This window comes from Novosphingopyxis sp., assembly GCF_965218915.1.
Classification (GTDB): Bacteria; Pseudomonadota; Alphaproteobacteria; order Sphingomonadales; family Sphingomonadaceae; genus Novosphingopyxis.
This window is the reverse complement of sequence record NZ_OZ244708.1, coordinates 2,282,513-2,304,393: the sequence shown is the minus strand read 5'-3', so window position 1 is coordinate 2,304,393 and position 21,881 is coordinate 2,282,513. Positions and strand designations below refer to the sequence as shown.

Genomic DNA, 21,881 nt, shown 5'->3' with positions numbered 1-21,881 from the left:
AGGGGGCGGGGCAGGGTAGAATGCCGCCGATGCCCTTTCCGGTCCTTTCCCTTTCCCTGACGCTGTCGAAAAACATCGCGGGGAGGGCAAGAAGGGGGGGACGTATGCGGTTCTTTACGAACTTCCAGACCGAAGCGAGCATTCGCGGCGGCGCGGATGCCGTTCGTGCCGGCCCCGAGTCGCGGGCATGAGCCCCACGCTGCTCGCCATAATTCTGGGGCTGTTCTCCGCGGTCACGCTGGCGGCGGCGAATTACAGCGTGAAGGCGGGCAGCGATATCCTCGCCAGCCGCGCGATCCTGCAGGGCAGCGCGTCGCTGCTCATGATCCCGGTGGTGCTGTTTCTCGTGCCCGCGCCGACGCCCACCATCTGGGGCGCGCTGGCGATCACCGTGCCGGTGCATTTCGCCTATCAGCTCGCGCTCGTCGGTGCGCTGAAGCATGGCGACCTCAGTCTGGTGTTCCCGATCATGCGCGGCGGCGCGCCGATGCTGACCGGGGTCAGCGCCTTTCTGCTGCTCGGCGAGCGGCTGACGGGGATCGAGGTGGCCGGCCTCGTCATCGCCACGGCTGCGGTGTGCCTGTTCGCCTGGCCACCGAAAGGCACGCGCATCGCGGCGCATCCCGACCGGCGTGCGCTAGGCCTGGCCGCGCTGACCGCGATCGGCATCGCGCTGTACAACGTCACCGATGCGCGCGGGGTGCGGCTGGCGGGCAGCCCGTTCACCTTTATCGCCTGGCTGTTCCTGTTCGATTGCGTCGGCATCTCGATGCTCTTTCTCATTCGGCGGCGCGGGCGGCTGCTCGAATCGGTCCGGCTGCGCTGGCGCTACGGCGTGGCGGGCGGCGCGCTCTCGATCCTCAGCTACGGCGCGGCGCTCTACGCCTTTACGCTGATGGAGACGGCCAAGGTCTCCGCGCTGCGCGAAACGGCGGTGCTGTTCGGCGCGCTGTTCGGCGCGCTGCTGCTACAGGAAGGGCTGGGCGCGCGGCGGATCGTCGCGGCGCTGGTGCTGGTGGCGGGCCTCGCCATGATGCAGCTGGGTTGATGGCGGATGCGTGATAGTGAAAGGCGGCAGGCGATGGCTGAATATGCCGGAGGCGGGAAATTGAAATGGACGGCGATTATCGGTTCGATCATGGCGGCGCTGGCGCTCGGCGCTTGTGCGACGGTGCAGAAGTCCGCGCCGGCGGGGCCGCGCGCCATGGCTGATTTCACCATCATCGCGCATCGCGGCGCCAGCGGGGACCGGCCCGAGCATACGATCGCCGCGTATCAGCTGGCGATCGATCAGGGCGCGGATTTCATCGAGCCCGATCTGGTGCTGACCAAGGACGGCGTGCTCGTCGCGCGGCACGAGAACGCGATTTCGGAGACCACCGACGTCGCCGGCCATCCCGAATTCGCGGATCGCCGGACGACCAAGACGATCGACGGCGCGGCGCTGACCGACTGGTTCACCGAGGATTTCACGCTGGCCGAACTCAAGACGTTGCGGGCGAGGGAGCGGCTGCCGCAGCTGCGCCCTGCCAATGCGCAATATGACGGCCGCTTCGAAATACCCACCTTCGACGAGATCATCGCGCTGGCCAAAAGCGAAGGGGCCAGGCGCGGCCGCGTGGTCGGTATCTATCCCGAGACCAAGCATCCGGGCTATTTCGCCTCGATCGGCCTGCCGCACCAGGCGCCGTTGCTCGCCGCGCTGGGCGCCGCCGGCTGGAACGGCGCCGAGGCGCCGGTGTTCGTGCAGAGTTTCGAGGTCGGCAATCTGAAGGCGCTCGATGCGGCGAGCGACGTGCGGTTGGTCCAACTGGTGCAGGAGGAGGGCGGCCCCGCCGACCTGCCCGATATCAGCTACGCCAATATGCTGACCGCCGGCGGGGTGCGCGCCATCGCCAGCTATGCCGACGCCATCGGGCCGCAAAAATCGCTGGTGATCCCGATCGGCGAAAACGGCCAGCTCGACGAGCCGACCAAGCTGGTGGAATGGGCGCACGAGGCGGGGCTCTTGGTGCATCCCTGGACGTTCCGCGCGGAAAATTATTTCCTGCCCGGCGATCTGCGGCGCGAGGATTCATCGATCGCGCGCGGCGATCTGGCCGGTGAAATCCGCGCGTTCATCGCTGCCGGGATCGATGGACTGTTTGCGGATCAACCGGGGCTGGCGATCGAGGCGCTGCGCGGCGCGGAGGCAGAATGAATCACTCGCTCTCGCCATGCTTTTCGCGTTCGCCGTCGGTGGTCCCCGTCGCTTCCTCGCGCGCCTCGGTCCTGACGCCCTTGTCGATGATGTGGTCGGTCTCGCGAATGTCGTCCCGCTCGATCGTCTCGGGCTCTTCGTTCAACTGCTCGCCGATCCGTGGGACGAGGCAGATCTTGGCGAGGATCGGCAGATGATCCGAGCCGGTCTTGCCCAGCACCCGCAGGCTGTCGATCGAGAATTGCTCGGTGAAGTAGATCTGGTCGAGCGGCCAGCGAAAGGCGGGTATGTTGGCGGGGAAAGTGGCGTAGAAGCCGCGGCCGATGCGCGGATCGAGATAGGTGCCGACGCGCTTGAACAGTTCCGAGGTGTCCGACCAGGCGACGTCGTTGAAATCGCCCATGGCGAGCATCGGCAGCCCGGATTTCGCAGCGGTACGCGCGCCGACGGCGATCTCGGCATCGCGCTCCTGCGTGTCGGTGCCGCTCTGCGGCGGGCGCGGATGCAGGCCGATATACCCGAAGCGGCGGCCCGACGGCGTGCGCATCCGCGCGAAGATCGACGGGATATCGTTCTCGATCAGCCGGTGCACGGTCAGTTCGTCGGTCTTCAGCCGGGTCATGAACACGAGGCCGTAGCGGTTGGGGATCGGGACCTCGCGCACATGCGGATAGCGCGCGCTCTCCGGTTTCAATGCATCGACCCAGGCCTGATCGGTCTCGAGCAGCATCACCATGTCCGGGTCGGTGCGCCGGATCAGCTCCAGCGTGCGGCCGTAATCGCGGTTGTCCTGCAACACGTTGAGCGACAGGGCGGTGAAGCAGTGCTTGGCCGACACTTCGGCATCGGCCTCGATGAACTGCACCTCCGGCTTGGCGAGCAGCGTGTAGCGATGGATGCGATAGCCCTGCCACAACGTCACCGCGACGAGCACGCCGCCAACGATCAGCCGCCGCTTCCCATGCAGGGTGAAACCGGCGACCAGCGTGCAGATGCCGGCGACGGTGAAGATGGCGAGACGCGGATAGTCCCACAGCCTGATCCACCAGTCGTTGGCGCTGGTGAAACTGGCTACCGTCACGACCAGCAGGAACGCGGTCACCAGAACGAGGGCGCAGAAGCCGATTGTTCGCAGCATATGATCTCTCCGAAACGCGGCTCCATGACGCGGGCCAGCGAAGTCGTTACGCGTTCGAACCCGCGAGGCCAACCCTCGTGCTTGCCCGGCGCCCGCGCGAACGCTAATCGCGCAGTCCATGACCGATACCGCTCCCGCCATCGCCATCACGCCCGAAATCGTTGCCGAACACGGCCTCAGCGAGCAGGAATATGGCCGCGTCCTCGCCGCTCTGGGGCGCGAGCCGAATCTCGTCGAACTCGGCATCTTCTCGGTCATGTGGTCGGAACATTGCAGCTACAAGAGCTCGCGGCTGCATCTGAAGAAACTGCCGACCGAGGGGCCGCAGGTGATCTGCGGGCCTGGCGAGAATGCCGGCGTGATCGACATCGGCCCCGGTCCCGACGGAAAACCCCAGGCGGCGATCTTCAAGATGGAGAGCCACAACCATCCCAGTTATATCGAGCCCTATCAGGGCGCGGCGACGGGCGTGGGCGGCATCCTGCGCGATGTGTTCACCATGGGCGCGCGTCCCGTGGCCAATCTGAACGCGCTGCGCTTCGGTTCGCCCGATCATCCCAGGATGAAGCACCTCGTCAAAGGCGTGGTCGCGGGGATCGGCGGATACGGCAATTGCGTGGGCGTGCCGACGGTGGGCGGCGAGACCAATTTTCATCCCGCCTATGACGGCAATATCCTGGTCAACGCGATGACCGTGGGCGTCGCCGATCAGGACAAGATCTTCTATTCGGCCGCGAGCGGTGTGGGCAACTCGATCGTGTATGTCGGTGCCAAGACCGGGCGCGACGGCATCCACGGCGCGACCATGGCGAGCACCGAATTCGCCGAGGATTCGGAGGAAAAGCGACCCACCGTTCAAGTCGGCGATCCGTTCACCGAGAAGCTGCTGATCGAAGCCTGCCTCGAACTCATGGCGACCGACGCGATCGTGGCGATCCAGGACATGGGCGCGGCGGGCCTGACCAGTTCCAGCGTCGAAATGGCCTCGGCCGGCGGCGTCGGCATCCGGCTGAACCTGGACGCGGTGCCGCAGCGCGAGACCGGCATGAGCGCCTATGAGATGATGCTCTCCGAAAGCCAGGAGCGCATGCTGATGGTGCTGAAGCCCGGGCGCGAAACCGGGGCCGAGGCGATCTTTCGGAAGTGGGAGCTGGATTTCGCGGTGATCGGAGAAGTCACCGATACGGGTCGCATGGTGCTCGACCATCTTGGGCAGACGGTATGCGATATCCCGCTTGGCCCACTCGCCGACGATGCGCCGCTTTACGATCGACCGCACGAGCCGACGCCCAGGCCGGCGGCGCTTGCGCATGTGCCGGAAAGCAGCGACATCGCCGCGGACTTGCTGACGCTGATGGCCTGTCCCGATCTCGCCTCGCGCCGCTGGATCTGGCGGCAATATGACAGCCAGGTCGGCGGCGACACCGCGCAGCGATCGGGCGGCGACGCGGCGGTGGTGCGCGTGCACGGCACCGGCAAGGCGCTCGCGCTGACCACCGATTGCACGCCGCGCTATTGCTTCGCCGACCCGGTCGAGGGCGGCCGTCAGGCCATTGCAGAGGCTTATCGCAATCTCTGCGCCGTGGGCGCGAAGCCGCTCGCGGTGACCAATTGCCTCAACTTCGGGAGCCCGCAAAATCCGCGGATAATGGGGCAGATCGTCGGTTGTCTAGAGGGCATGAGCGAAGCCTGCATCGCGCTCGACATGCCGATCGTCAGCGGCAATGTCAGTCTCTACAACGAGAGCAAGGCGACCGGCGGCGGATCGGCCATCCTGCCGACGCCCGCCATCGGCGCGGTCGGGCTGCTGGACGATATCGAAGCGATGGCGACGATCGCGTTCAAGGCGGCGGGGGAGGCGTTGCTGCTGATCGGTTACACGGCGGGGCATGTCGGTCAGTCGCTGTGGCTGCGCGAATGTCATGACCGCGAGGAGGGGCCGCCGCCGCCCGTCGATCTCGATGTCGAGCGACGCCATGGCGAGTTCGTTCGGGGCCTGGTCACCGATGGCATGGTGAGCGCAGTCCACGATTTGTCGGACGGCGGCGCCTTGGTTGCGATCGCCGAGATGGCGCTGGCGGGCGGCATCGGTGCGCAGATCGGTCTGCCGGAGGTGAGCAATCCGGCGGCGATCCTGTTCGGCGAGGATCAGGGGCGTTTTCTGGTCACCGCTGCCGATGCCGAGGCCGAGGCAGTGACCGACCGAGCCGTGGATGCGGGCGTGTTCGTCGCGCGGGTTGGCACCACCGGAGGCAATACGATCACCGGCGCCGGGCTCGACATATCGCTGGCGGAGCTCAAGACGGCGAACGAGCGCTTTTTTGCCAAATGGATGGAGGGTTGAATCGATCCCGCTGATCAGGCTGCGTTGGTCAGCAGGTCATAGGGATCGATACCGCGCGCGCGCAAACGCCTGTGCGCTTCCTCATAATGGACCGGCGGCGTGATGTTCAGCCGCTTGCGCGCCGCGTCCAGCGGTTCGGCGAGGAGATCGATGATCGACTGCTCGCTGATCCGGGGGCAGGCGCGGCCCAGCTTGCGCGCTTCGTTGATCGCTTTGAAAACGGGCGCATCGCTTTTTGTCGTTTTCTTGACGTTCAGCCCGCCGGCATAGGCGATGAACAGGTTCGCGGGCGCGGGGTTTTGACCATAGGTGAATGCCAGCACGCATTGTTCGCCCAGCGCATCGCGGCCATAGCCGGTGAGCACATGGAGCAGATCATGCGTGTCGCGGTTGCGGTTGCCATAATATTCCATCAGGTCGCCAAAGCGCTTGCCGCCGGTAAAGCGGTCATATTCGGCCACGAGACCAGCCGCGGACAGCCCCTCGCTCTTCATGAAATCGCAATAAGCATGTGCCACGCTGCCCGCTGGCATCGCGCGTAGCCGCTCATGATCGTCGAGCAGGTCTGGGAGATAAGGCTCGCGCCTGATGATCTCGCGCCCTTCGTCGCTCTCGACGAAAGCCTGGGCCTCGACGCGGAAATTGCGGCGGGGCAAAGCTTCGAAGATATGGAACACCTCGCTGGTGTCTTCCTTGTCCGCGATCAGCTTGCGGAAATGGTGCATCGCCTTGAACGGGCGAAAGCGCGGCTTGACCCGGGCCGGATTGAACATCGGGCGCGGGTCGGTTGCCGGAGCGGATGCGAATTCGTGGGACATTTCCATAAATCTCATATTATAGTTACTGACATTGGTGTCAATAGTGAAAATAGGTTTCAGTTGGCCAGCTTGTGCGATTAAGCTGCACAGATGCCTGTTCCCGATCCCATAGCCTATGAATTCTTACCGGAGCTTAGCGATGCCGAGCGGATCACGCGTGCCCAGGCGGCATATGAGCATTTCGCATGCCGTCGCACCTGCCGCGACTTCGCACCCGATCCGGTGCCGCGCGCGGTAATCGAGCAGGCGATCCTTGCCGCCGGAACCGCGCCATCGGGGGCCAATCACCAGCCCTGGCATTTCGCGGTGATCGCCGATCCCGACAAGAAACGCGCAATTCGGCTTGCCGCCGAGGAAGAGGAGCGGGCGTTTTACGCGGGTAAGGCGGGGCAGGAATGGCTCGAGGCACTGGCCCCGCTCGGCACCGATCCGGAGAAGCCGTTTCTGGAGACCGCGCCCTGGCTGATCGCGGTGTTCGCGCAGCGCAAGGGCGGGCCGAACGCGGGCGATGAGAAGCAGAATTATTATGTCACAGAAAGCGTCGGCATCGCCTGCGGCCTGCTGCTCGCGACGTTGCACGAGGCGGGGCTGGCGACGCTGACGCATACGCCCAATCCGATGAAGTTCCTGACCGACCTCTGCCAGCGGCCGGCGACCGAGAAACCGCTGATGATCATCGTCACCGGCAGGCCCGCGCCGGACGCGGTCTACCCTGCCGAGGCGGCGCGCAAGAAGCCGCTGGAGGCGATATCGAGCTGGTTCTAGCAGATCAACAGGCCGGGTGGGGGAAGCGCGTTGAGCGATTGCGATGAGACGGAGCCGCCAGACGGCCCGGTCGGGAGCGTACTGGACGCGCGCTCGATCGAGCTCGATGCGCTGCGCGGGCTCGCCGTGATGAGCATATTGGCGATGAACATCGTCGCCTTCGCGTTACCCGAGAACGCCTATATCGTGCCGCGTGTGGCCGGCACCGGCGCGGCTACGGGAGGCGACATCGCCGCCTGGATTGCCGCGTTCCTGCTGTTCGACGGCAAGATGCGTGGACTGTTCTCGCTCCTGTTCGGGGCGAGCATGTATCTGATCGCCGAGCGGGCGGACATGCAGGGCGGCAGCGCGGCGCGGACCCATTACAGCCGCATGGCGTGGCTGGCTGTCTTCGGCGCCGCGCATTTCTTCCTGATCTGGTGGGGCGACATCCTGTTTCTCTACGCCGTGATCGGCAGCCTTGCCTTTCTGATGAAAGCTGCCAGCAGAAAGACCCTCATCGCCACCGCGCTGATCGTCTACGCGGCCGGTGCCGCGCTGATGAGCCTCTCGCTCGGCACATTGCTGAGCGCCGAGATGGCCGCCCATGCGCCGGGCGCCAGCGCGGCGAGCATCGAGCGGCTGGCGCATATCATGCAGGGTTTTTCGCCCGCCACCGAGCAGGAGGAGATCGCGCTGTTCCGCGGCACTTATGGCGCGACCGTCGAATACCGCCTCAGCCAATATTGGCGCCCGCTCAATCTGCTGTTCCAGGCCGGGACCGAGACTTTTCCGTTGATGCTGCTGGGCATGGTGGGGCTGCGCAGCGGCTTTCTGACCGGCCATTGGGAGACGCGGCGCTACTGGCTGGTGGTGGCGATTCTATTCGTGCCGGGTCTGCTGATCTATGCCGGACTGGCCGCGTTCGACATGGCGCGCGGCTTCGATCCGATCCTGTCGCTCAATCTGGTGGTCGCCTGGAGCTTGCCGCCGCGGCTGATGATGACCTTGGGCTATGCCGCGCTGTTCCTGCTGCTGATCCGCTGGCTGGCGAGAAGCGCGCTGCTGGAGCGGATCGCGGCGGCGGGGCAGGCTGCGTTCACCAATTATCTCGGCACCAGCATCGTGATGAGCACGATCTTTTACGGCTATGGGCTGGACCTGTTCGGCCAGGTGCCACGTCCGGCGCTGTACCTGTTCGTGCTGGCGGCCTGTGCGGTGATGCTGCTCTGGTCCAAGCCGTGGCTCGATCGCTATCGTTACGGACCGCTGGAATGGCTGTGGCGCAGCCTGGCGCGGGGCCGGCTGCAACCGATGCTTAAGGTCCGGAGCGGGGCCTAGAGCCGGCCGAAGCTCTGGTTGGTGCCGAAGCTCTTCTGCCCGAAGGTGGGGCGCCGCTCGACCAGCGGACTGGCCTCGCGCTCGAGCATGGCGAGCGTGCGTTCGAACAGGCCGCGCAGCTTGACCACATCCGGCAATATCTCGTCGGGCTCGACCCGGCGCTCCACGCATTTGCGGGCGATCATCTCGATACGCTCGGCCACCTGGCCGAGCTGTTGCGCGCCGAACTGATAGGCTTCGCCCTTCAGCATATGCGCGGGGTTGACCAGCGCGATCGCCGATTTGTCGCGCATCGCCTGTTCGATGGCCGCGATCGATTTGGTGCCGTCTTCCTGAAAATAGCCCAGGATTCGCACGAATCCCGTTCCAAGCTGCGCGCGGCACGCCTGGAAGGTATTCCAGTCCACAAATTCGCCGGTCTCAGTCGCCATTATTTCCCTCTGACCCCCATTCAATCGTCGGGCTTTTTTACATGTCCAATCGTAAACAGTCCGTTGACGATAAGGCCCGATATCAGTCGTCGAACGGGTTTTTCGGCGCCCGCAGGGTGAGCCGTACCGGCACCGCGCCGAAATCCAGATCGCGGCGGATGCCGTTGAGCAGATAGCGCTCATAGCTTTTGGGCAATTTATCGACCCGCGTGCCGAATATGACGAAGGCGGGCGGACGCGATTTGATCTGGGTGATATAGCGCAGCTTGATGCGCTGGCCGCTGGGGGCCGGCGGCGGGTTGAGCGTGATCGCATGCTCGAACCAGCGGTTGAGCCCGGCGGTCGGCACCCGCCTGCTCCACGCCTCGCGCGCGTCGAAGGCGGCGAAAAGCATCTGGTCGAGCCCCTTGCCGGTGATCGCCGACACCGCAACCATCGGCACGCCCTTGAGCTGCGCCAGACCTTCGTCGAGTGCGGCGCGGATGCCGTTGAACAGCGCGCTGGCTTCCTCGGCCACGTCCCATTTGTTGATCGCGATGACCAGCGCGCGGCCTTCCTGCACCACATGGTCGGCGATCTTGAGGTCCTGCAGCTCCAGCCCCTTGGTCGCATCGAGCAGCAGCACGACGACCTCGGCGAAATCGATCGCGCGGCGCGCATCGGCGACCGACAGGCGTTCGAGCTTTTCGGTCACCTTGGCGCGCTTGCGCATGCCGGCGGTGTCGATCAGCCGCACCTCGCGGTCGTCGCCGGGGCCGGTGGTCCAGATCCAGTCGATCTCGATACTGTCGCGCGTGATCCCCGCCTCGGGGCCGGTGATCAGCCGGTTCTCGCCGAGCAGCTTGTTGATGAGGGTCGATTTGCCCGCATTGGGCCGCCCGACGATGGCCAGCTTCAGGATGCGGTTGGCATCCTCGTCATCCTCGTTGTCCTGCTCGTCGCCGGTATCGAAGCTGTCGATCAGAGGCGCCAGCGCGCCGAACAGATCGGACAATCCCTCGCCATGCTCGGCGCTGATCGCGATCGGATCGCCCAGCCCCAGCGAATAGGATTCCATGATGCCGCTGTCGGCCTGATTGCCCTCGGCCTTGTTGATCACGAGGATCACCGGATGGCCCGAGGCGCGCAGCCAGCGGGCGATTTCCTCGTCCAGCGGGGTCACGCCGACGCGCCCGTCGATCAGGAACAGCGACACCGCCGATCCGGCCACCGCGGCCTCGGTCTGCATGCGCATGCGGCCGGGCAGGGTCTGCTCGTCATGATCCTCATAACCCGCGGTATCGACCACCTTGAACGACAGATCGAGCAGCCGCGCATCGCCCTCGCGCCGGTCGCGCGTCACGCCGGGCCGGTCGTCGACCAGCGCGAGCCGCTTGCCGACGAGGCGGTTGAAAAGCGTGGACTTGCCGACATTGGGGCGTCCGACGATGGCGACGGTGGGAAGCAAGAGACGATCCGATAATTGGGGCTGCGCGACACAAGGTTGCGCAAAGGCTAAAAGCGAGCGCCGGTCGCCCGCAAAATCGTGAAACAAATATTTCCTACACGGGCAGGGGGAGCGGGTCGCCAACGGGCGGACGAGCGAACGCATCTTAGACGATAAGCGCCGTGTAGGGAAGTTGTTTGGTCGGGGGCTGGGTAGGGGCGCGGCGCAGCAAAGCAACGTCATCCCGGGCTTGACCCGGGATCCAGGGCCCAGCGGCAGGTCCATCTCGCCCTGGATCCCGGATCAAGTCCGGGATGACGATGTTTTAAAGGGCTAATGTAGAGCGGCCTCATCAATGGCACTGTCGCGCCAGCCACCCTCATCCAACTTCGCCTGATCTCTTGGCGATTATGTACTTTGCAAACCCTGTCGGATGGAAATTCAGAAACGGCATAGCTCCGCCTTTTTTTGTTCGTCATCTCAGGCCTCATGGCGATCCACCCGAGACCCCAGCTTTCGCTGGAGTGACGAACAAATGAAACGGGTTTGCAAGGTACATAATCGCCAATCTCTTCGAGCCAAGGCTGCGTATCCCTCTCCCTCGGGGAGAAGGATTTGGCGTTAGCGATAGGCGGAAATGCGGCCGCTGTCGTCGAGCAGGTACAGCGTCTGGTTCGCCACGATCGGCGGGACCGAAACCGATTCGCCCAGATCGAAGAGCTGCGCGGCTGTGCCCTCCTCAGGATCGACCGACCACACGCCGCCGCGCGTCGAGGCGACGATCAGGCGGCCACCGGCGAGCACGGGGCCCTTCCAGTCGATCGGGTCTTCCTTCTTCTTGGGCTTGCGATATTCGGGCAGCTGCGCGACCCAGCGGATCTTGCCGGTGGTGCGCGCGACGGCGAGCAGCTTGGCGTCGTCGGTCAGCACGAACACCCAGTCGCCCGCGACCACGGGCGTGGCGATGCCGGCGATGTTGATTTCCCAGATGCGCTGGCCGGTGATGAGCTCATAGGCCGCCATGCGACCGCCCTGGCCGATGGCGTAGACGCGGCCGCGATCGATCACCGGATCGGCGTCGATATCGGTGAGCGAGGACACCGAGGTCGAGATGCTGGTGCGCGACAGGGCGTCGGTCCACAAATCCTGGCCGTTTTCGTAGCGATAGGCTGCGAGTTCACCGGTGGAATAGCCTGCGATCACCGTGCCCTGCGCGGCGGACGGCGCGGCGACGCCGAAAATGCCGGACTGGCCGACGGTGCCGGACTTGTTCCAGTTGGTCGATCCATCGGCGGGGTCGAGCGCGAAGATCTGGTTGTCCTGCGTCATCACATAGACATTGTTGTTGGAGATGGTCGGCGCGCCGCGCATCGGGCCGGCCGGGCGCACGCGCCATTTTTCGGCGCCGGAGGCGGCGTCTAGCGCGGCGACATCGCCGACGCCGTTGGTGGCATAGACCATCGCACCGTCGGCGGCGACGCCCCCCCCGAACGCGCTCGTTCTGCCGTCGCCGGAGACCGCCATCGAAGTCGACCAGGCCGCGCCGCCGGTGGCCGCGTCGAACGCGCGGACCATGCCGTCGGTGTCGATCGCGTAGAGCCGTCCGCCCGAGACGACCGGCGCGGCGGCGAGCCGCGCGCGGTTGCTGGCGCCCGAAATGCGCGCGGTCCAGGCCGGCGCGAGATCGGCGGTAAGCGCGAGCTGGCCCAGATTTTTGGCCGCGTTGCCGCCCGGCTGCGCCCAGTCGCTGTTGGCGACGGCGGCGGGCAGGACGACGGGGACCGTCGCCAGCGCGGGATCGACCACGGCGTCGCTCTCCGCGCCGAGAATCGCGACGCGGTTGCCGAGGGTGGGCGTGTTCTTCTTGTCGCCGCCGCCGAACAGTCCGCAACCGGTCAGCGCGAGCAGCGCCGCGCCGCAGATCAGCTTATGGGTTATGCGGTTCATCATCTGGCTCCTTGGCTCCCGGCGGGCGCGTTTGTCGAAGCAGCTGCACCGGCGGGACTTTCGTCTTGCTGAATGGCGTCATCCTGAACGGCATCGACGCCATAGACGCCGGCGAGCTGGCGGGTGCGCTTGCGCGTGGATTCGGGCAGATCCTTGTCCTTGGACATCGCGCCGAGCAACGTTCCGGCCAGATCCTCGCGGCCCATCTTGGCATAGGCCAAGGCCACCATTTCGCCGGCCGGGCCAAACCAGGGCTTGCCCTCGACCGCGAGGGGTTTGAGTCGCTGCACCACCTGCTCGGGCTTGATCGTGTCGAATTCCAGCGCGGTCCGGCGCACCAGCGCCAGATCACGAAAGGCTTGCGGCAGGCTCTCGTCGCCCACCACCTTGCCATAGGCCGCAACGGCGGCTTTGACCTCGTTCTTCTGGGCGGCGAGATTGCCTTCCATCATCAGCGAGGACGCGCGATAGCCCTCGTTCGAGCCGTCGGACAGCTCGGCCAGGATCGGCTTGGCGGTCTTGACGTCGCCCGCCGCAGCGGCGTCCATCGCGGTCACATATTGCTCGGCGACCTTGCCGTCGGCGGCGGCTTGCCGGTTCTGCCAGATGATATATCCGCCGAACGCGGCCAGCCCCAGGATGACGAAGCCCAGCAGCCACCAGCCATAGCGCTTGCCGAACGCCTCCATGTCCGAGCGGCGGACGGCATCGTCCACCTCGCGCACGAACACGTCGTCGCTCTTGTCGCTGGCGGTGGCTGCGGGTTTGGAAGGGGTCAGGGCCAAGGCGGCTCTCCGGTCTCGGGATGATCGGGGCTCGCCTTAGCGACGGGGGCGGCATGGTGACAAGGGGCGAATGGGGGCGGGGCGGCGCGCGCGCGCGCGAACAATCCCATGACTCCGTTCGCCCTGAGCTTGTCGAAGGGCTGCTTTTCCTTTTCGCCGCCATCGCGAGAAAGAAGGACAATGCTTCGACAGGCTCAGCACGAACGGTTCTTTGGCTGATGCGCGCGCATGACTGCGAAGGCCGCGCCTAAGGGTCAGGACCTGTTGAATTTCATTCGTCATTCCTGAAGCCGATTTTCTCCAAATCTATGATTTGGCTGGAAAATCGAGCTATCCGGAATCCAGGCCCTCCAACGGCATCGCTTGCCGCCCTGGATTGGCTCCGCCGAACTGACGTTTCCGGATCAAGCATCGCCAACGGAAAACTGACGTTTTCCGGGCGAAACCAAGTCCGGAATGACGATTAACAGGTCCTGACCCTAATCCTTCGGCTTGTACACCTGATCCGCCGAGGGAAATACGCGCGCGCGCACCTCGGCGGCGTAATGCTGGACCGCGTCGGTGATCGACCCGGCCATGTCGCCATAGCGCTTCACGAAACGCGGCGTGCGTTCGAACAGGCCGAGCATGTCCTCGGTCACCAGCACCTGGCCGTCGCAGCGCGCCGAGGCGCCGATGCCGATGACGGGCACATCGAGTGCGTCGACGATCGAATCGGCCAGCGTTTCGACCACGCCCTCGACCACGACTGCAAAGGCACCCGCATCGGCCACCGTCACGGCATCGCCGATGATCTTGTCATATTCCGCGTTCGATCGCCCGCGCGCGCCGTAGCCGCCGAGCGCGTTGACGGCCTGCGGGGTCAGGCCGACATGGCCCATCACCGGAATGCCGCGATCGGACAGGAACGCCACCGTTTCGGCCATCGCCACGCCGCCCTCCATCTTCACCGCCGCCGCGCCGGTTTCGGCCATGATGCGAGCTGCGCTTGCAAAGGCCTGCTCCGGCGAAACCTCGTAGCTGCCGAACGGCATGTCGACGACGACGGCGGCGTGGAAGCTGCCGCGCGATACCGCCGCGCCGTGCGCGCACATCATGTCCAGCGTAACCGGCAGCGTGGAGGGCAGGCCGTAAATCACCTGGCCGAGCGAATCGCCGACCAGCAGGATATCGCAATGCGGATCGAGCAATTGCGCGGTGCGCACGGTGTAGGCGGTGAGCATGACCAGCGGCTCGGCGCCGGGCTGTCCCTTGCGCGCTCTGATCGCGGGCACGGTGACGCGCTTCATCGGCTTGGGCGTGGGGGTGGCGCGGCTGGTGGCGCTGTCGACGGTGTAGGTGGTGGACATAGGCGGCACGGTAACGCGCCAACATGGCTAGTGGAAGCGCTTGCGGCGAAATGGGCGGGTCCTGCGCCCGCGCCCGGCCCAGTCGGCGAGGAAAGCGAGTGCGGTGAACACCACCAGCATGGTCAGCGCGAAGATGGTCGTATTGCCTTCCTTGGGACCGAACCAGTTGAACAGCTGCAGCGCCAGCAGAACGGCCGCGAGGATATAGACGCGGCTGTGACCCGCCTGGCGAAAGGGCGGCCGCGTCGCGCGAATATAGAAGAAGAACGCAGCGCCGATCAGCGCCAGTTCTAGCGCGATCGCGATGGCCGGCTCGTTCCAGAGGCCGAGCCCGAATTTCGGCGGGCCGCCGACAAGGCTGAGATCGGCCGCGTGGACCAGCAAGTCGATGAACCAGTGCGACAGCACCACCACGCTTGCAAGCACTGCCGGTCGCACCTTGCGATAATAGACATAGACCGGGCCTGCGAACAGCAGCGCGGCGACGAGCGTGCCGGCCAAACTGTGGCTGTAGGACATGTCGTAGAGATCGAACGGCACCAGCGCGGTCGCGCCTTGGCGAAAGCGCATATGCTCGGTGCCGGTCAGGAGGAAGATCGCGAACAGATAATCGACGAATTGCGCGGCGACGAACAATATGCCCAAATGCGGTGCCCTGCGCTGGGCAGCGACGACGAGTGCCGGTGCGAAATGACCGATGAAAATAGCGTGAACCCTCACCCAAAGTCTTATAGACTTAGATCAACCTTGGCGTGGGGGGCTGTCAAGAGAAGCAAGGCAGCTTGGACGCCCGCAGATACCGTCTCGGCGCGGCGGGGCTTTGCGTGTATAGAAAATTGCGTCGATGTTACTCTCAGCCGAGTTTATGTGCTCGTCACCCAGCGGGAGCAGGGGTCTCTGGCCGGATTGCTTTGACGCCCGAGATGCCAGCTTTCGCTGGCATGACGAACGAATGGGTGCGGAATGACTTCGTCACCAAGTTGATCAGATTGAGGTTGCAAGAGATGTCTCAAATATGGGCGCCGATCACGCGGCGCCCATTCGTTCGATCGGTCTGCTGCGTCCGGATCAGCCGGTCTTGCAGGTCTGGCTATCCTTGCCGGGGAGCTTGACCTGGATGTTCTGGCCGGTTCCGGTCAGCGCATACCCATCGCCGCCGGTCAGCGTCGGGGTGCCGCTGTCGGCGGTGGCCGTCGCTTCTGGCGTAGCGCCGGCCTCGGGCGTGGCGGACATCTCGGGGCTGGCCATGCCGGGTGCGTTGAGGATCACCGATGTGCCATTCTGCTCGGTACGGATCCCGGCGCGATCGCCGCCCTGGTAGAAATCGACATAGACCACCGACTTGTCGGCGCAGCGATAGACGCCGCTGTCGACGATCGCCGGCGGCAGGGCGATCGGCGCGGCGTCGCTGGCGGTTTCGGACGTGGCTTCTGCGTCCGGCGCGGCGTTGTTGTCGCACGCGCCCAGCGCGAGCAGGGCGACGGGGGCAAGGGAGAGAAGGGATTTGCGCATGGAAACTCCAATTGTGTTTTGCGCATTGCACAATGAACAGCCATGCGCGCAGTTCCAAGCAAAAATCGTGGCGGACCGCGAATTTGCGTGGCCCGAACCGGGGGGACGGCTTGACCCTGTACGCGGTCGGGGCCATGCACCCGCGCATGACAACCCAAGCGCAATCCACCGACGAGCTGAGCTTCGAAGAGGCGCTCAAGCGGCTCGAGGACATCGTCAACCAGCTCGAACGCGGCGACGTGCCGCTCGACGAGTCGATCGATCTCTATGCCGAGGGCGACAAATTGCGCGCGCAGTGCCAGAAGCGGCTCGACGCGGCGCGCGCCAAGATCGACCAGATTCGCGTGCGCGCGGACGGCAAGTCGGGCGGCACCGAAGCGTTCGACGCCTGACCAGGCAGCCTCCGATGTCGATCAGCCCGATCAGCCTTTCCTCCGCGTTCGATCGGATATCGGCCAAGGTCGATGCGCTGTTCGAGGTGCTGCTGGCCTCGCCGGACGATACGCGCGCGCGCCTCTACGACGCGATGCGCCACGCCGCCATCGGCGGTGGCAAGCGGCTGCGCCCGCTGCTGCTGGTCAGCACGGCGGAGCTGTTCGGCGTCGATCGCGACGCGGCGGTGCGGGCCGGCTGCGCGGTCGAGGCGATCCATGTCTACTCGCTGATCCATGACGATCTCCCCGCCATGGACGATGACGATCTGAGGCGCGGCAAGCCTACCGTGCACAAAGCCTATGACGATGCTACCGCGGTGCTGGCGGGCGACAGCCTCCATGCCCTGGCGTTCGAGATATTGGCGGACGAGGCGGTGCACGCCGATCCGTTCCTGCGCATCGAACTGGTCCGCGTTCTGGCCGAAGCCAGCGGTCCGTCCGGCATGGCGGGCGGCCAGATGATGGACCTGGAAGCAGGCAAGAGTGCCTATGACCTCAATACCGTCACCCGGCTGCAGCAGCTCAAGACCGGCGCGCTGATCTCCGCGGCGATCGAGATGGGCGCGGTGCTCGGCCGCGCATCGGACGAGATTCATCTGGCGCTGCGCGGCTATGCGCGCGATATCGGGCTCGCCTTCCAGATCGCCGACGACCTGATCGATGTCGAGGGCGACGAGGAAAAGGCCGGCAAGGCGCTGCGCAAGGACGAGGGGCAGGGCAAGGAGACGTTCGTCACGCTGCTGGGCCCCGCGCGCGCGCGCGAACAGGCGCGCATGCTCACCGAGCAGGCGATCGGGCATCTGCGCGGCTTCGGCGCGGAGGCGGAACTGCTCCGCGCGCTTGCCCGCTTCATCGTGGAACGCGACCGCTAGAGGAGAGACGGGGCATGCAGCGAATCGGCATCTATCCGGGGACGTTCGACCCGATCACCCTGGGCCACATGGACATTATCCGGCGCGGCGCGAAGCTGGTCGACAGGCTGGTGATCGGCGTCACCACCAACCCGTCAAAGAACCCGATGTTCGATGTCGACGAGCGCATGGCGATGGTGCGGCGCGAGGTGGCGGGCATCCAAGGCACCGCGATCGAGGTGGTGAGCTTCGGCAACCTGCTGATGCATTTCGCCGAGGAGGTCGGCGCGTCGGTGATCGTCCGCGGCCTGCGCGCGGTCGCCGATTTCGAATATGAATATCAGATGGCGGGGATGAACCAGCAACTGAACGATCGCATCGAAACCGTGTTCCTGATGGCCGACGTCTCGCTGCAGCCGATCGCGTCCCGGCTGGTCAAGGAGATCGCGATGTTCGAGGGGGATATCGCGAAATTCGTGACGCCCGCGGTGCGCGAGGAAGTGGTGGCGCGGATAGAAAAAATACGTGTGCAGGACTGAGATTCGAAAAATTCGTCATTCCGGACTTGATCCGGAATCCAGACTGCAGCGGCAGTGCCATCTCGCCCTGGATCCCGGATCAAGCCCGGGATGACGCTGTTTCTTGGTAAAGCAAACGGGAGTTGGTGATCGGATCGTTCCCGACCCGGTGCTCGCCCAATTCTTCGTTCATGACACGGCCAGCCCTATTCGCTAGAGGCGCAAGGTTCACGGGTCACACAGGACAGCCACCGATGCGTATCGCCAGCCTTTTCGCTTTTCTTCTCGCGCTGGTGCTCGGCGTCGCGGCGCATGCCCAGACGGCGGGCACCGTCGATACCGCCGTGCCCGATCCCGATCTCAGCAATGTGCTGTATCTGGACCTGTCGACCGGCGGGCGGGTGACGATCCGGCTCTATCCCACCGTGGCGCCGGGTCATGTCGAGCGCATCAAGACATTGGCACGACAGGGTTTTTACGACGGCGTGAAGTTCCACCGGGTGATCGAGGGCTTTATGGCGCAGACCGGCGATCCGACCGGCACGGGCACCGGCGGATCCGACCTTCCCGATCTGACGCAGGAATTCAGCAAATTGCCGCATCTGCGCGGCACGCTGTCGATGGCGCGCGCCGAGAGCGAGAACAGCGCCAACAGCCAGTTCTTCATCGTGCTGCAGCCCAATTTCAAGCTCGACAACAAATACACGATCTTCGGCCGCGTCGCCTCCGGCATGGAATATGTCGATGCGATCGCGCGCGGCGAACCGCCGGCCAATCCGGACGTGATCCTGCAGGCTTCGCTCGGCGATGCGCCCAAGCCCGAGCCCGATTATGCCGCCGCCAAGGCGCGCCTGACCGCTGCCAATCAGGGCGCCACGCCGCCGCTTCCCGAGGGCGATCTGAATGCGCCGATCGAGCCGCCCGCCCCCCAAGATCAGTAACTCGGCGCTGCCGGGAGCGTCCCATGCGGGTCGACCTGTTCGATTTCGAGCTGCCGCCTGAACGCATCGCGCTGCGGCCCGCAAACCCGCGCGATTCGGCGCGGCTGCTGCTGGTCGATGGCGAGGGCATGGCGGATCGCATGATGCGCGACCTGCCGTCGCTGCTGCGGGCGGGCGACGTGCTGGTGTTTAATGACACCCGCGTCATTCCGGCGCAACTCGAGGGACGCCGCGGCGATGCCAGTATCGGCGCCACGCTCCACAAGCGCATCGATCTGCGCCGCTGGCAGGCGTTCGTACGCAACGCCAAGCGGCTGCGGCCGGGCGAGCGCGTGGATTTCGGGGAGGGCGTGACCGCCATCGCCGAGCAGCGGCTCGACGACGGCAGCTTCGTGCTGGCGTTCGAGGGCGAGGAGCCGGTCGAGACGCTGATCGAGCGCGCGGGCACCATGCCGCTGCCGCCCTATATCGCGGCCAGGCGCGAAATCGACGAGCGCGATGCCGAAGATTACCAGACCATGTTCGCGCGGGAAAAAGGCGCGGTGGCCGCGCCGACCGCCGCGCTGCATTTCACGCCCAGTCTCATGAACATGCTGCAAACCGTTGGCATTGCGACGGAAACACTCACCCTGCATGTGGGCGCGGGTACCTTCCTGCCGGTCAAGGCAGAGGACACCGACGCGCACCGGATGCACAGCGAATGGGGCCGCATCGAAGCCGCCACCGCCGACCGGCTGAATGCGGTTCGCAAGAATGGCGGGCGGTTGATCGCAGTCGGCACCACCGTCCTGCGCCTGCTCGAAAGCGCGGCTGATGTAAACGGCGTGATCCAGCCGTTCGAGGACGACACCGCAATCTTCATTATGCCCGGCTACCGCTTCCGCGCGATCGACGGCCTCATGACCAATTTCCATCTGCCCCGATCGACCTTGTTCATGCTGGTCGGCGCGCTGATGGGGCGTGATCGGATGCAGGCGGCCTATGCCCATGCGATCGCGGACGAATATCGCTTCTACAGCTATGGCGATGCGAGTTTGCTGTTGCCGGGTTGATTCCCGAAGCTTTGAAAAAAGTCCGCAGTCCTGAGCCTGTCGAAGGACGCTTATCCGGATGGCACAATATACGCTCGATAAACGCCCTTCGACAGGCTCAGGACTGACGGATTTGTGGCAGGATGGTTTTGATCGCCCGAAGTCCTAGCATATCCTTTGCCGCGTCCGCTAAGCGCGGATCGTGAGCGAATCGCACGATCATTCCCACAGCGCGCCCGGGCACAGCCATGCTCCGGCCGATTTCGGCCGCGCCTTTGCCATCGGCACCGCGCTCAACCTGTCATTCGTCGCGCTGGAGGGCGGGGCGGGGCTGTGGACCGGCTCGGTCGCGCTGCTCGCCGATGCCGGGCATAACCTGTCCGATGTGCTCGGCCTGCTGATCGCCTGGGGCGCGGCGGAACTGGCCAAGCGCCCGCCGTCCGAGCGCTTCACCTACGGGCTGCGCGGCTCGTCGATCCTGGCCGCCATCGCCAACGGGCTGCTGCTGATGGTCGCGGTCGGCGCGATTACGCTGGAGGCTGTCCAGCGCTTTTCCGATCCGCAGCCGGTACCCGGCGTGACCGTGATGATCGTGGCGGGCATCGGCATCTTCGTGAATGGCGCCACGGCGATGCTGTTCGCGCGCGGACGCAAGAGCGACGTCAATATCCGCGGCGCCTATCTCCACATGGCCGCCGATGCCGCCGTTTCGGCAGGTGTCGTAATTGCAGGTGGGCTGATCCTCGTCACCGGCGCTTTATGGATCGATCCGCTGGTCAGCCTGCTGGTGGTGGCGGTGATCCTGTGGAGCACGTGGGGGCTGCTGCGCGAATCGGTGGCGATGGCGCTCAGCGCGGTGCCGCGCGAGATCGATCCCGGCGCTGTGCGGGAGATGCTGGAAGGGCAGGCGGGCGTGTCGCGCGTTCACGATCTGCACATCTGGCCGATGAGCACCACAGAGGCCGCGCTGACCGCGCATCTGGTGATGCCGGGCGGTCATCCCGGCGATGCGTTTCTATTGGAAATGCAGCGCAAACTCGCCCACCATCACGGCATCGAGCATGTCACGCTGCAGATCGAGGTGAGCGACGACGTGCCCTGTCTGCTGCACGACGACAATTGCGTTTGAGCGCGGCCTAACCCTCGTTGCGGCAGACGCGGTACGGTATCTCCGCTTGTTGCCCGGCGCCGACTTCCAGCATCAGCGCCAGCACCGAGGCGAGGTTCTTCGCGGGAAGCGGTTCCAGTTGCTGCAGCAGCCGGTCGGTCACCGAGCAGGCCTGCGCATCCATCTCATAGGCGATCTTGCCCGCCAGCGCGGGCGCCAGCACCATTTTGGCAAAGCCGTCGCCGCCGCTGCCGGGCGCGAGCGGGATGCCGGCGAGCTTGGTCACCACGGTCCGCGCGGCCGGCCAGGCACGGTCGGCGCCCGCCTGCCATTTCTGCGACAGCCGCTGCGCGTTGGTCACCAGATAGGCGTTGGCCCCGACCACGGGAGCGCATTTGCGGGCCATTTCGGTCGCCAGCGATGGCATGACATAGGCGGTCACCGCCTCGTTTTGATCGGGCGTGATGCAGGGCCGGGACGATGCGGTTTGCGCCGTCACGGCGGCGGGGAAGGCGAGCATCGCGGCGATCAGGGCAAGGCGGGCGATCATGAAGGTGTCCTTTTCGGGAGTTCGCGGCGCTCCTAACCCCCCGTAACTGACCGAAAAATGAATGGCTTTACAGTCTCGGATCGCGGCGCGAAACGAGCGAGCCGCCGTAATCGCCGCATTTGCCGCGTGGCACGAACACCCATGCGTCGCGCTGCTTATCCAGCCGCGCGGTACCCGGCCCCTTCGCGCCGCCGCCATTATGCTGCGCCGGGCCGATGCCATAGCATTTTTCGCGCGACGCGGGGATCGGCAGCGGGACCGGTTCGTCCGGCGGTTCGATGGAATAGGCGGTGGGGATCGGGCCGGGCGGCGGACCCTCCGGCGCGCGCTCGCACGCGGCAAGCAAGCCGGTCGTCGCCATCAGCATGCCGAGCCGCAAGACCGCTCTTCCGCCGCTTGTTTGCATTTCCCCC

At 65.3% G+C, this 21,881-nt stretch carries 22 protein-coding genes; 11 read left to right on the top strand and 11 right to left on the bottom strand.

Translation table 11 applies throughout. The features are described 5' to 3' along the window. Positions 1–187 precede the first annotated feature (187 nt). Positions 188–1,048 carry an EamA family transporter gene (locus ACOQPC_RS10800; protein WP_420605736.1) on the top strand — a complete coding sequence of 287 codons (861 nt, stop codon included), beginning with the start codon at positions 188–190 and terminating at the stop codon, positions 1,046–1,048. A gap of 33 nt (positions 1,049–1,081) precedes the next feature. Then, the gene (locus tag ACOQPC_RS10795) at positions 1,082–2,200 is read left to right on the top strand and encodes a glycerophosphodiester phosphodiesterase (RefSeq protein WP_420605735.1); all 1,119 of its coding nucleotides are present in this window, start codon (positions 1,082–1,084) and stop codon (positions 2,198–2,200) included. A 1-nt stretch (position 2,201) separates the two neighbouring features. On the opposite strand, the gene ACOQPC_RS10790 is transcribed toward ACOQPC_RS10795, so the two are convergent. After that, on the bottom strand, positions 2,202–3,338 hold the full coding sequence (locus tag ACOQPC_RS10790) for an endonuclease/exonuclease/phosphatase family protein (protein ID WP_420605734.1): 1,137 nt from the start codon (positions 3,336–3,338) through the stop codon (positions 2,202–2,204). A 118-nt stretch (positions 3,339–3,456) separates the two neighbouring features. Here ACOQPC_RS10790 and purL point away from each other — a divergent pair, with 118 nt between their 5' ends. Beyond that, complete coding sequence (purL, locus tag ACOQPC_RS10785; RefSeq protein WP_420605733.1) at positions 3,457–5,682, top strand: phosphoribosylformylglycinamidine synthase subunit PurL; 2,226 nt, start codon at positions 3,457–3,459, stop codon at positions 5,680–5,682. Between the two features lie 14 nt (positions 5,683–5,696). Here purL and ACOQPC_RS10780 read toward each other — a convergent pair whose 3' ends face one another. Then, positions 5,697–6,500: a Coq4 family protein gene (locus ACOQPC_RS10780; RefSeq protein ID WP_420605732.1), complete on the bottom strand. Its 804-nt coding sequence runs from the start codon at positions 6,498–6,500 to the stop codon at positions 5,697–5,699. A gap of 90 nt (positions 6,501–6,590) precedes the next feature. Between ACOQPC_RS10780 and ACOQPC_RS10775 the strand changes: the two genes are divergently transcribed. Further along, positions 6,591–7,265: a nitroreductase family protein gene (locus ACOQPC_RS10775; protein ID WP_420605731.1), complete on the top strand. Its 675-nt coding sequence runs from the start codon at positions 6,591–6,593 to the stop codon at positions 7,263–7,265. 30 nt (positions 7,266–7,295) lie between these two features. Beyond that, on the top strand, positions 7,296–8,585 hold the full coding sequence (locus tag ACOQPC_RS10770) for a DUF418 domain-containing protein (RefSeq protein ID WP_420605730.1): 1,290 nt from the start codon (positions 7,296–7,298) through the stop codon (positions 8,583–8,585). On the opposite strand, the gene ACOQPC_RS10765 is transcribed toward ACOQPC_RS10770, so the two are convergent. From ACOQPC_RS10765 to ACOQPC_RS10735, 7 genes are all read right to left on the bottom strand, one after another. Beyond that, complete coding sequence (locus ACOQPC_RS10765; protein WP_420605729.1) at positions 8,582–9,016, bottom strand: Hpt domain-containing protein; 435 nt, start codon at positions 9,014–9,016, stop codon at positions 8,582–8,584. The two genes, ACOQPC_RS10770 and ACOQPC_RS10765, sit on opposite strands and share 4 nt — an antisense overlap. 82 nt (positions 9,017–9,098) lie before the next feature. Beyond that, complete coding sequence (der, locus tag ACOQPC_RS10760) at positions 9,099–10,463, bottom strand: ribosome biogenesis GTPase Der (RefSeq protein ID WP_420605728.1); 1,365 nt, start codon at positions 10,461–10,463, stop codon at positions 9,099–9,101. A 600-nt stretch (positions 10,464–11,063) separates the two neighbouring features. Further along, the gene (locus ACOQPC_RS10755; protein WP_420605727.1) at positions 11,064–12,392 is read right to left on the bottom strand and encodes a PQQ-binding-like beta-propeller repeat protein; all 1,329 of its coding nucleotides are present in this window, start codon (positions 12,390–12,392) and stop codon (positions 11,064–11,066) included. Continuing rightward, on the bottom strand, positions 12,389–13,174 hold the full coding sequence (locus ACOQPC_RS10750) for a tetratricopeptide repeat protein (RefSeq protein WP_420605726.1): 786 nt from the start codon (positions 13,172–13,174) through the stop codon (positions 12,389–12,391). The genes ACOQPC_RS10755 and ACOQPC_RS10750 overlap by 4 nt, the downstream gene beginning before the upstream one ends. A gap of 479 nt (positions 13,175–13,653) precedes the next feature. Further along, on the bottom strand, positions 13,654–14,523 hold the full coding sequence (gene panB, locus ACOQPC_RS10745) for a 3-methyl-2-oxobutanoate hydroxymethyltransferase (protein ID WP_420605725.1): 870 nt from the start codon (positions 14,521–14,523) through the stop codon (positions 13,654–13,656). A 27-nt stretch (positions 14,524–14,550) separates the two neighbouring features. Beyond that, a complete protein-coding gene (locus ACOQPC_RS10740) occupies positions 14,551–15,243 on the bottom strand; it encodes a hypothetical protein (RefSeq protein WP_420605724.1) in 693 nt (230 codons plus the stop codon). Between the two features lie 348 nt (positions 15,244–15,591). After that, a complete protein-coding gene (locus ACOQPC_RS10735) occupies positions 15,592–16,035 on the bottom strand; it encodes a hypothetical protein (protein ID WP_420605723.1) in 444 nt (147 codons plus the stop codon). A gap of 146 nt (positions 16,036–16,181) precedes the next feature. Here ACOQPC_RS10735 and ACOQPC_RS10730 point away from each other — a divergent pair, with 146 nt between their 5' ends. From ACOQPC_RS10730 to ACOQPC_RS10705, 6 genes are all read left to right on the top strand, one after another. After that, a complete protein-coding gene (locus ACOQPC_RS10730) occupies positions 16,182–16,427 on the top strand; it encodes an exodeoxyribonuclease VII small subunit (RefSeq protein ID WP_420605722.1) in 246 nt (81 codons plus the stop codon). Positions 16,428–16,441: 14 nt separating this feature from the next. Continuing rightward, positions 16,442–17,341: a polyprenyl synthetase family protein gene (locus ACOQPC_RS10725; protein WP_420605721.1), complete on the top strand. Its 900-nt coding sequence runs from the start codon at positions 16,442–16,444 to the stop codon at positions 17,339–17,341. 14 nt (positions 17,342–17,355) lie between these two features. Then, the gene (gene coaD, locus ACOQPC_RS10720) at positions 17,356–17,859 is read left to right on the top strand and encodes a pantetheine-phosphate adenylyltransferase (RefSeq protein ID WP_420605720.1); all 504 of its coding nucleotides are present in this window, start codon (positions 17,356–17,358) and stop codon (positions 17,857–17,859) included. Positions 17,860–18,092: 233 nt separating this feature from the next. Next, complete coding sequence (locus ACOQPC_RS10715) at positions 18,093–18,779, top strand: peptidylprolyl isomerase (protein ID WP_420605719.1); 687 nt, start codon at positions 18,093–18,095, stop codon at positions 18,777–18,779. Between the two features lie 23 nt (positions 18,780–18,802). Beyond that, positions 18,803–19,831, top strand: a complete 1,029-nt coding sequence (gene queA, locus ACOQPC_RS10710; RefSeq protein WP_420605718.1) for a tRNA preQ1(34) S-adenosylmethionine ribosyltransferase-isomerase QueA — start codon at positions 18,803–18,805, stop codon at positions 19,829–19,831. Between the two features lie 181 nt (positions 19,832–20,012). Next, on the top strand, positions 20,013–20,939 hold the full coding sequence (locus tag ACOQPC_RS10705; protein WP_420605717.1) for a cation diffusion facilitator family transporter: 927 nt from the start codon (positions 20,013–20,015) through the stop codon (positions 20,937–20,939). A gap of 7 nt (positions 20,940–20,946) precedes the next feature. Here the strand turns inward: ACOQPC_RS10705 and ACOQPC_RS10700 are convergent, their stop codons facing one another. Next, complete coding sequence (locus ACOQPC_RS10700; RefSeq protein ID WP_420605716.1) at positions 20,947–21,468, bottom strand: hypothetical protein; 522 nt, start codon at positions 21,466–21,468, stop codon at positions 20,947–20,949. Positions 21,469–21,535: 67 nt separating this feature from the next. Beyond that, positions 21,536–21,847 (bottom strand): DUF2282 domain-containing protein, encoded by a 312-nt coding sequence (locus ACOQPC_RS10695; RefSeq protein ID WP_420605715.1) that lies wholly within the window; start codon positions 21,845–21,847, stop codon positions 21,536–21,538. Positions 21,848–21,881 lie beyond the last annotated feature (34 nt).

Excerpts from the sequence above, each read along its gene's own strand:
- ACOQPC_RS10800 (WP_420605736.1), top strand. The coding sequence starts at position 188 with ATGAGCCCCACGCTGCTCGCCATAATTCTGGGGCTGTTCTCCGCGGTC.
- ACOQPC_RS10795 (WP_420605735.1), top strand. The coding sequence starts at position 1,082 with ATGGCTGAATATGCCGGAGGCGGGAAATTGAAATGGACGGCGATTATC.
- ACOQPC_RS10790 (WP_420605734.1), bottom strand. The coding sequence starts at position 3,338 with ATGCTGCGAACAATCGGCTTCTGCGCCCTCGTTCTGGTGACCGCGTTC.
- purL (WP_420605733.1), top strand. The coding sequence starts at position 3,457 with ATGACCGATACCGCTCCCGCCATCGCCATCACGCCCGAAATCGTTGCC.
- ACOQPC_RS10780 (WP_420605732.1), bottom strand. The coding sequence starts at position 6,500 with ATGTCCCACGAATTCGCATCCGCTCCGGCAACCGACCCGCGCCCGATG.
- ACOQPC_RS10775 (WP_420605731.1), top strand. The coding sequence starts at position 6,591 with ATGCCTGTTCCCGATCCCATAGCCTATGAATTCTTACCGGAGCTTAGC.
- ACOQPC_RS10765 (WP_420605729.1), bottom strand. The coding sequence starts at position 9,016 with ATGGCGACTGAGACCGGCGAATTTGTGGACTGGAATACCTTCCAGGCG.
- ACOQPC_RS10755 (WP_420605727.1), bottom strand. The coding sequence starts at position 12,392 with ATGATGAACCGCATAACCCATAAGCTGATCTGCGGCGCGGCGCTGCTC.
- panB (WP_420605725.1), bottom strand. The coding sequence starts at position 14,523 with ATGTCCACCACCTACACCGTCGACAGCGCCACCAGCCGCGCCACCCCC.
- ACOQPC_RS10735 (WP_420605723.1), bottom strand. The coding sequence starts at position 16,035 with ATGCGCAAATCCCTTCTCTCCCTTGCCCCCGTCGCCCTGCTCGCGCTG.
- ACOQPC_RS10730 (WP_420605722.1), top strand. The coding sequence starts at position 16,182 with ATGACAACCCAAGCGCAATCCACCGACGAGCTGAGCTTCGAAGAGGCG.
- ACOQPC_RS10725 (WP_420605721.1), top strand. The coding sequence starts at position 16,442 with ATGTCGATCAGCCCGATCAGCCTTTCCTCCGCGTTCGATCGGATATCG.
- coaD (WP_420605720.1), top strand. The coding sequence starts at position 17,356 with ATGCAGCGAATCGGCATCTATCCGGGGACGTTCGACCCGATCACCCTG.
- ACOQPC_RS10715 (WP_420605719.1), top strand. The coding sequence starts at position 18,093 with ATGCGTATCGCCAGCCTTTTCGCTTTTCTTCTCGCGCTGGTGCTCGGC.
- queA (WP_420605718.1), top strand. The coding sequence starts at position 18,803 with ATGCGGGTCGACCTGTTCGATTTCGAGCTGCCGCCTGAACGCATCGCG.
- ACOQPC_RS10700 (WP_420605716.1), bottom strand. The coding sequence starts at position 21,468 with ATGATCGCCCGCCTTGCCCTGATCGCCGCGATGCTCGCCTTCCCCGCC.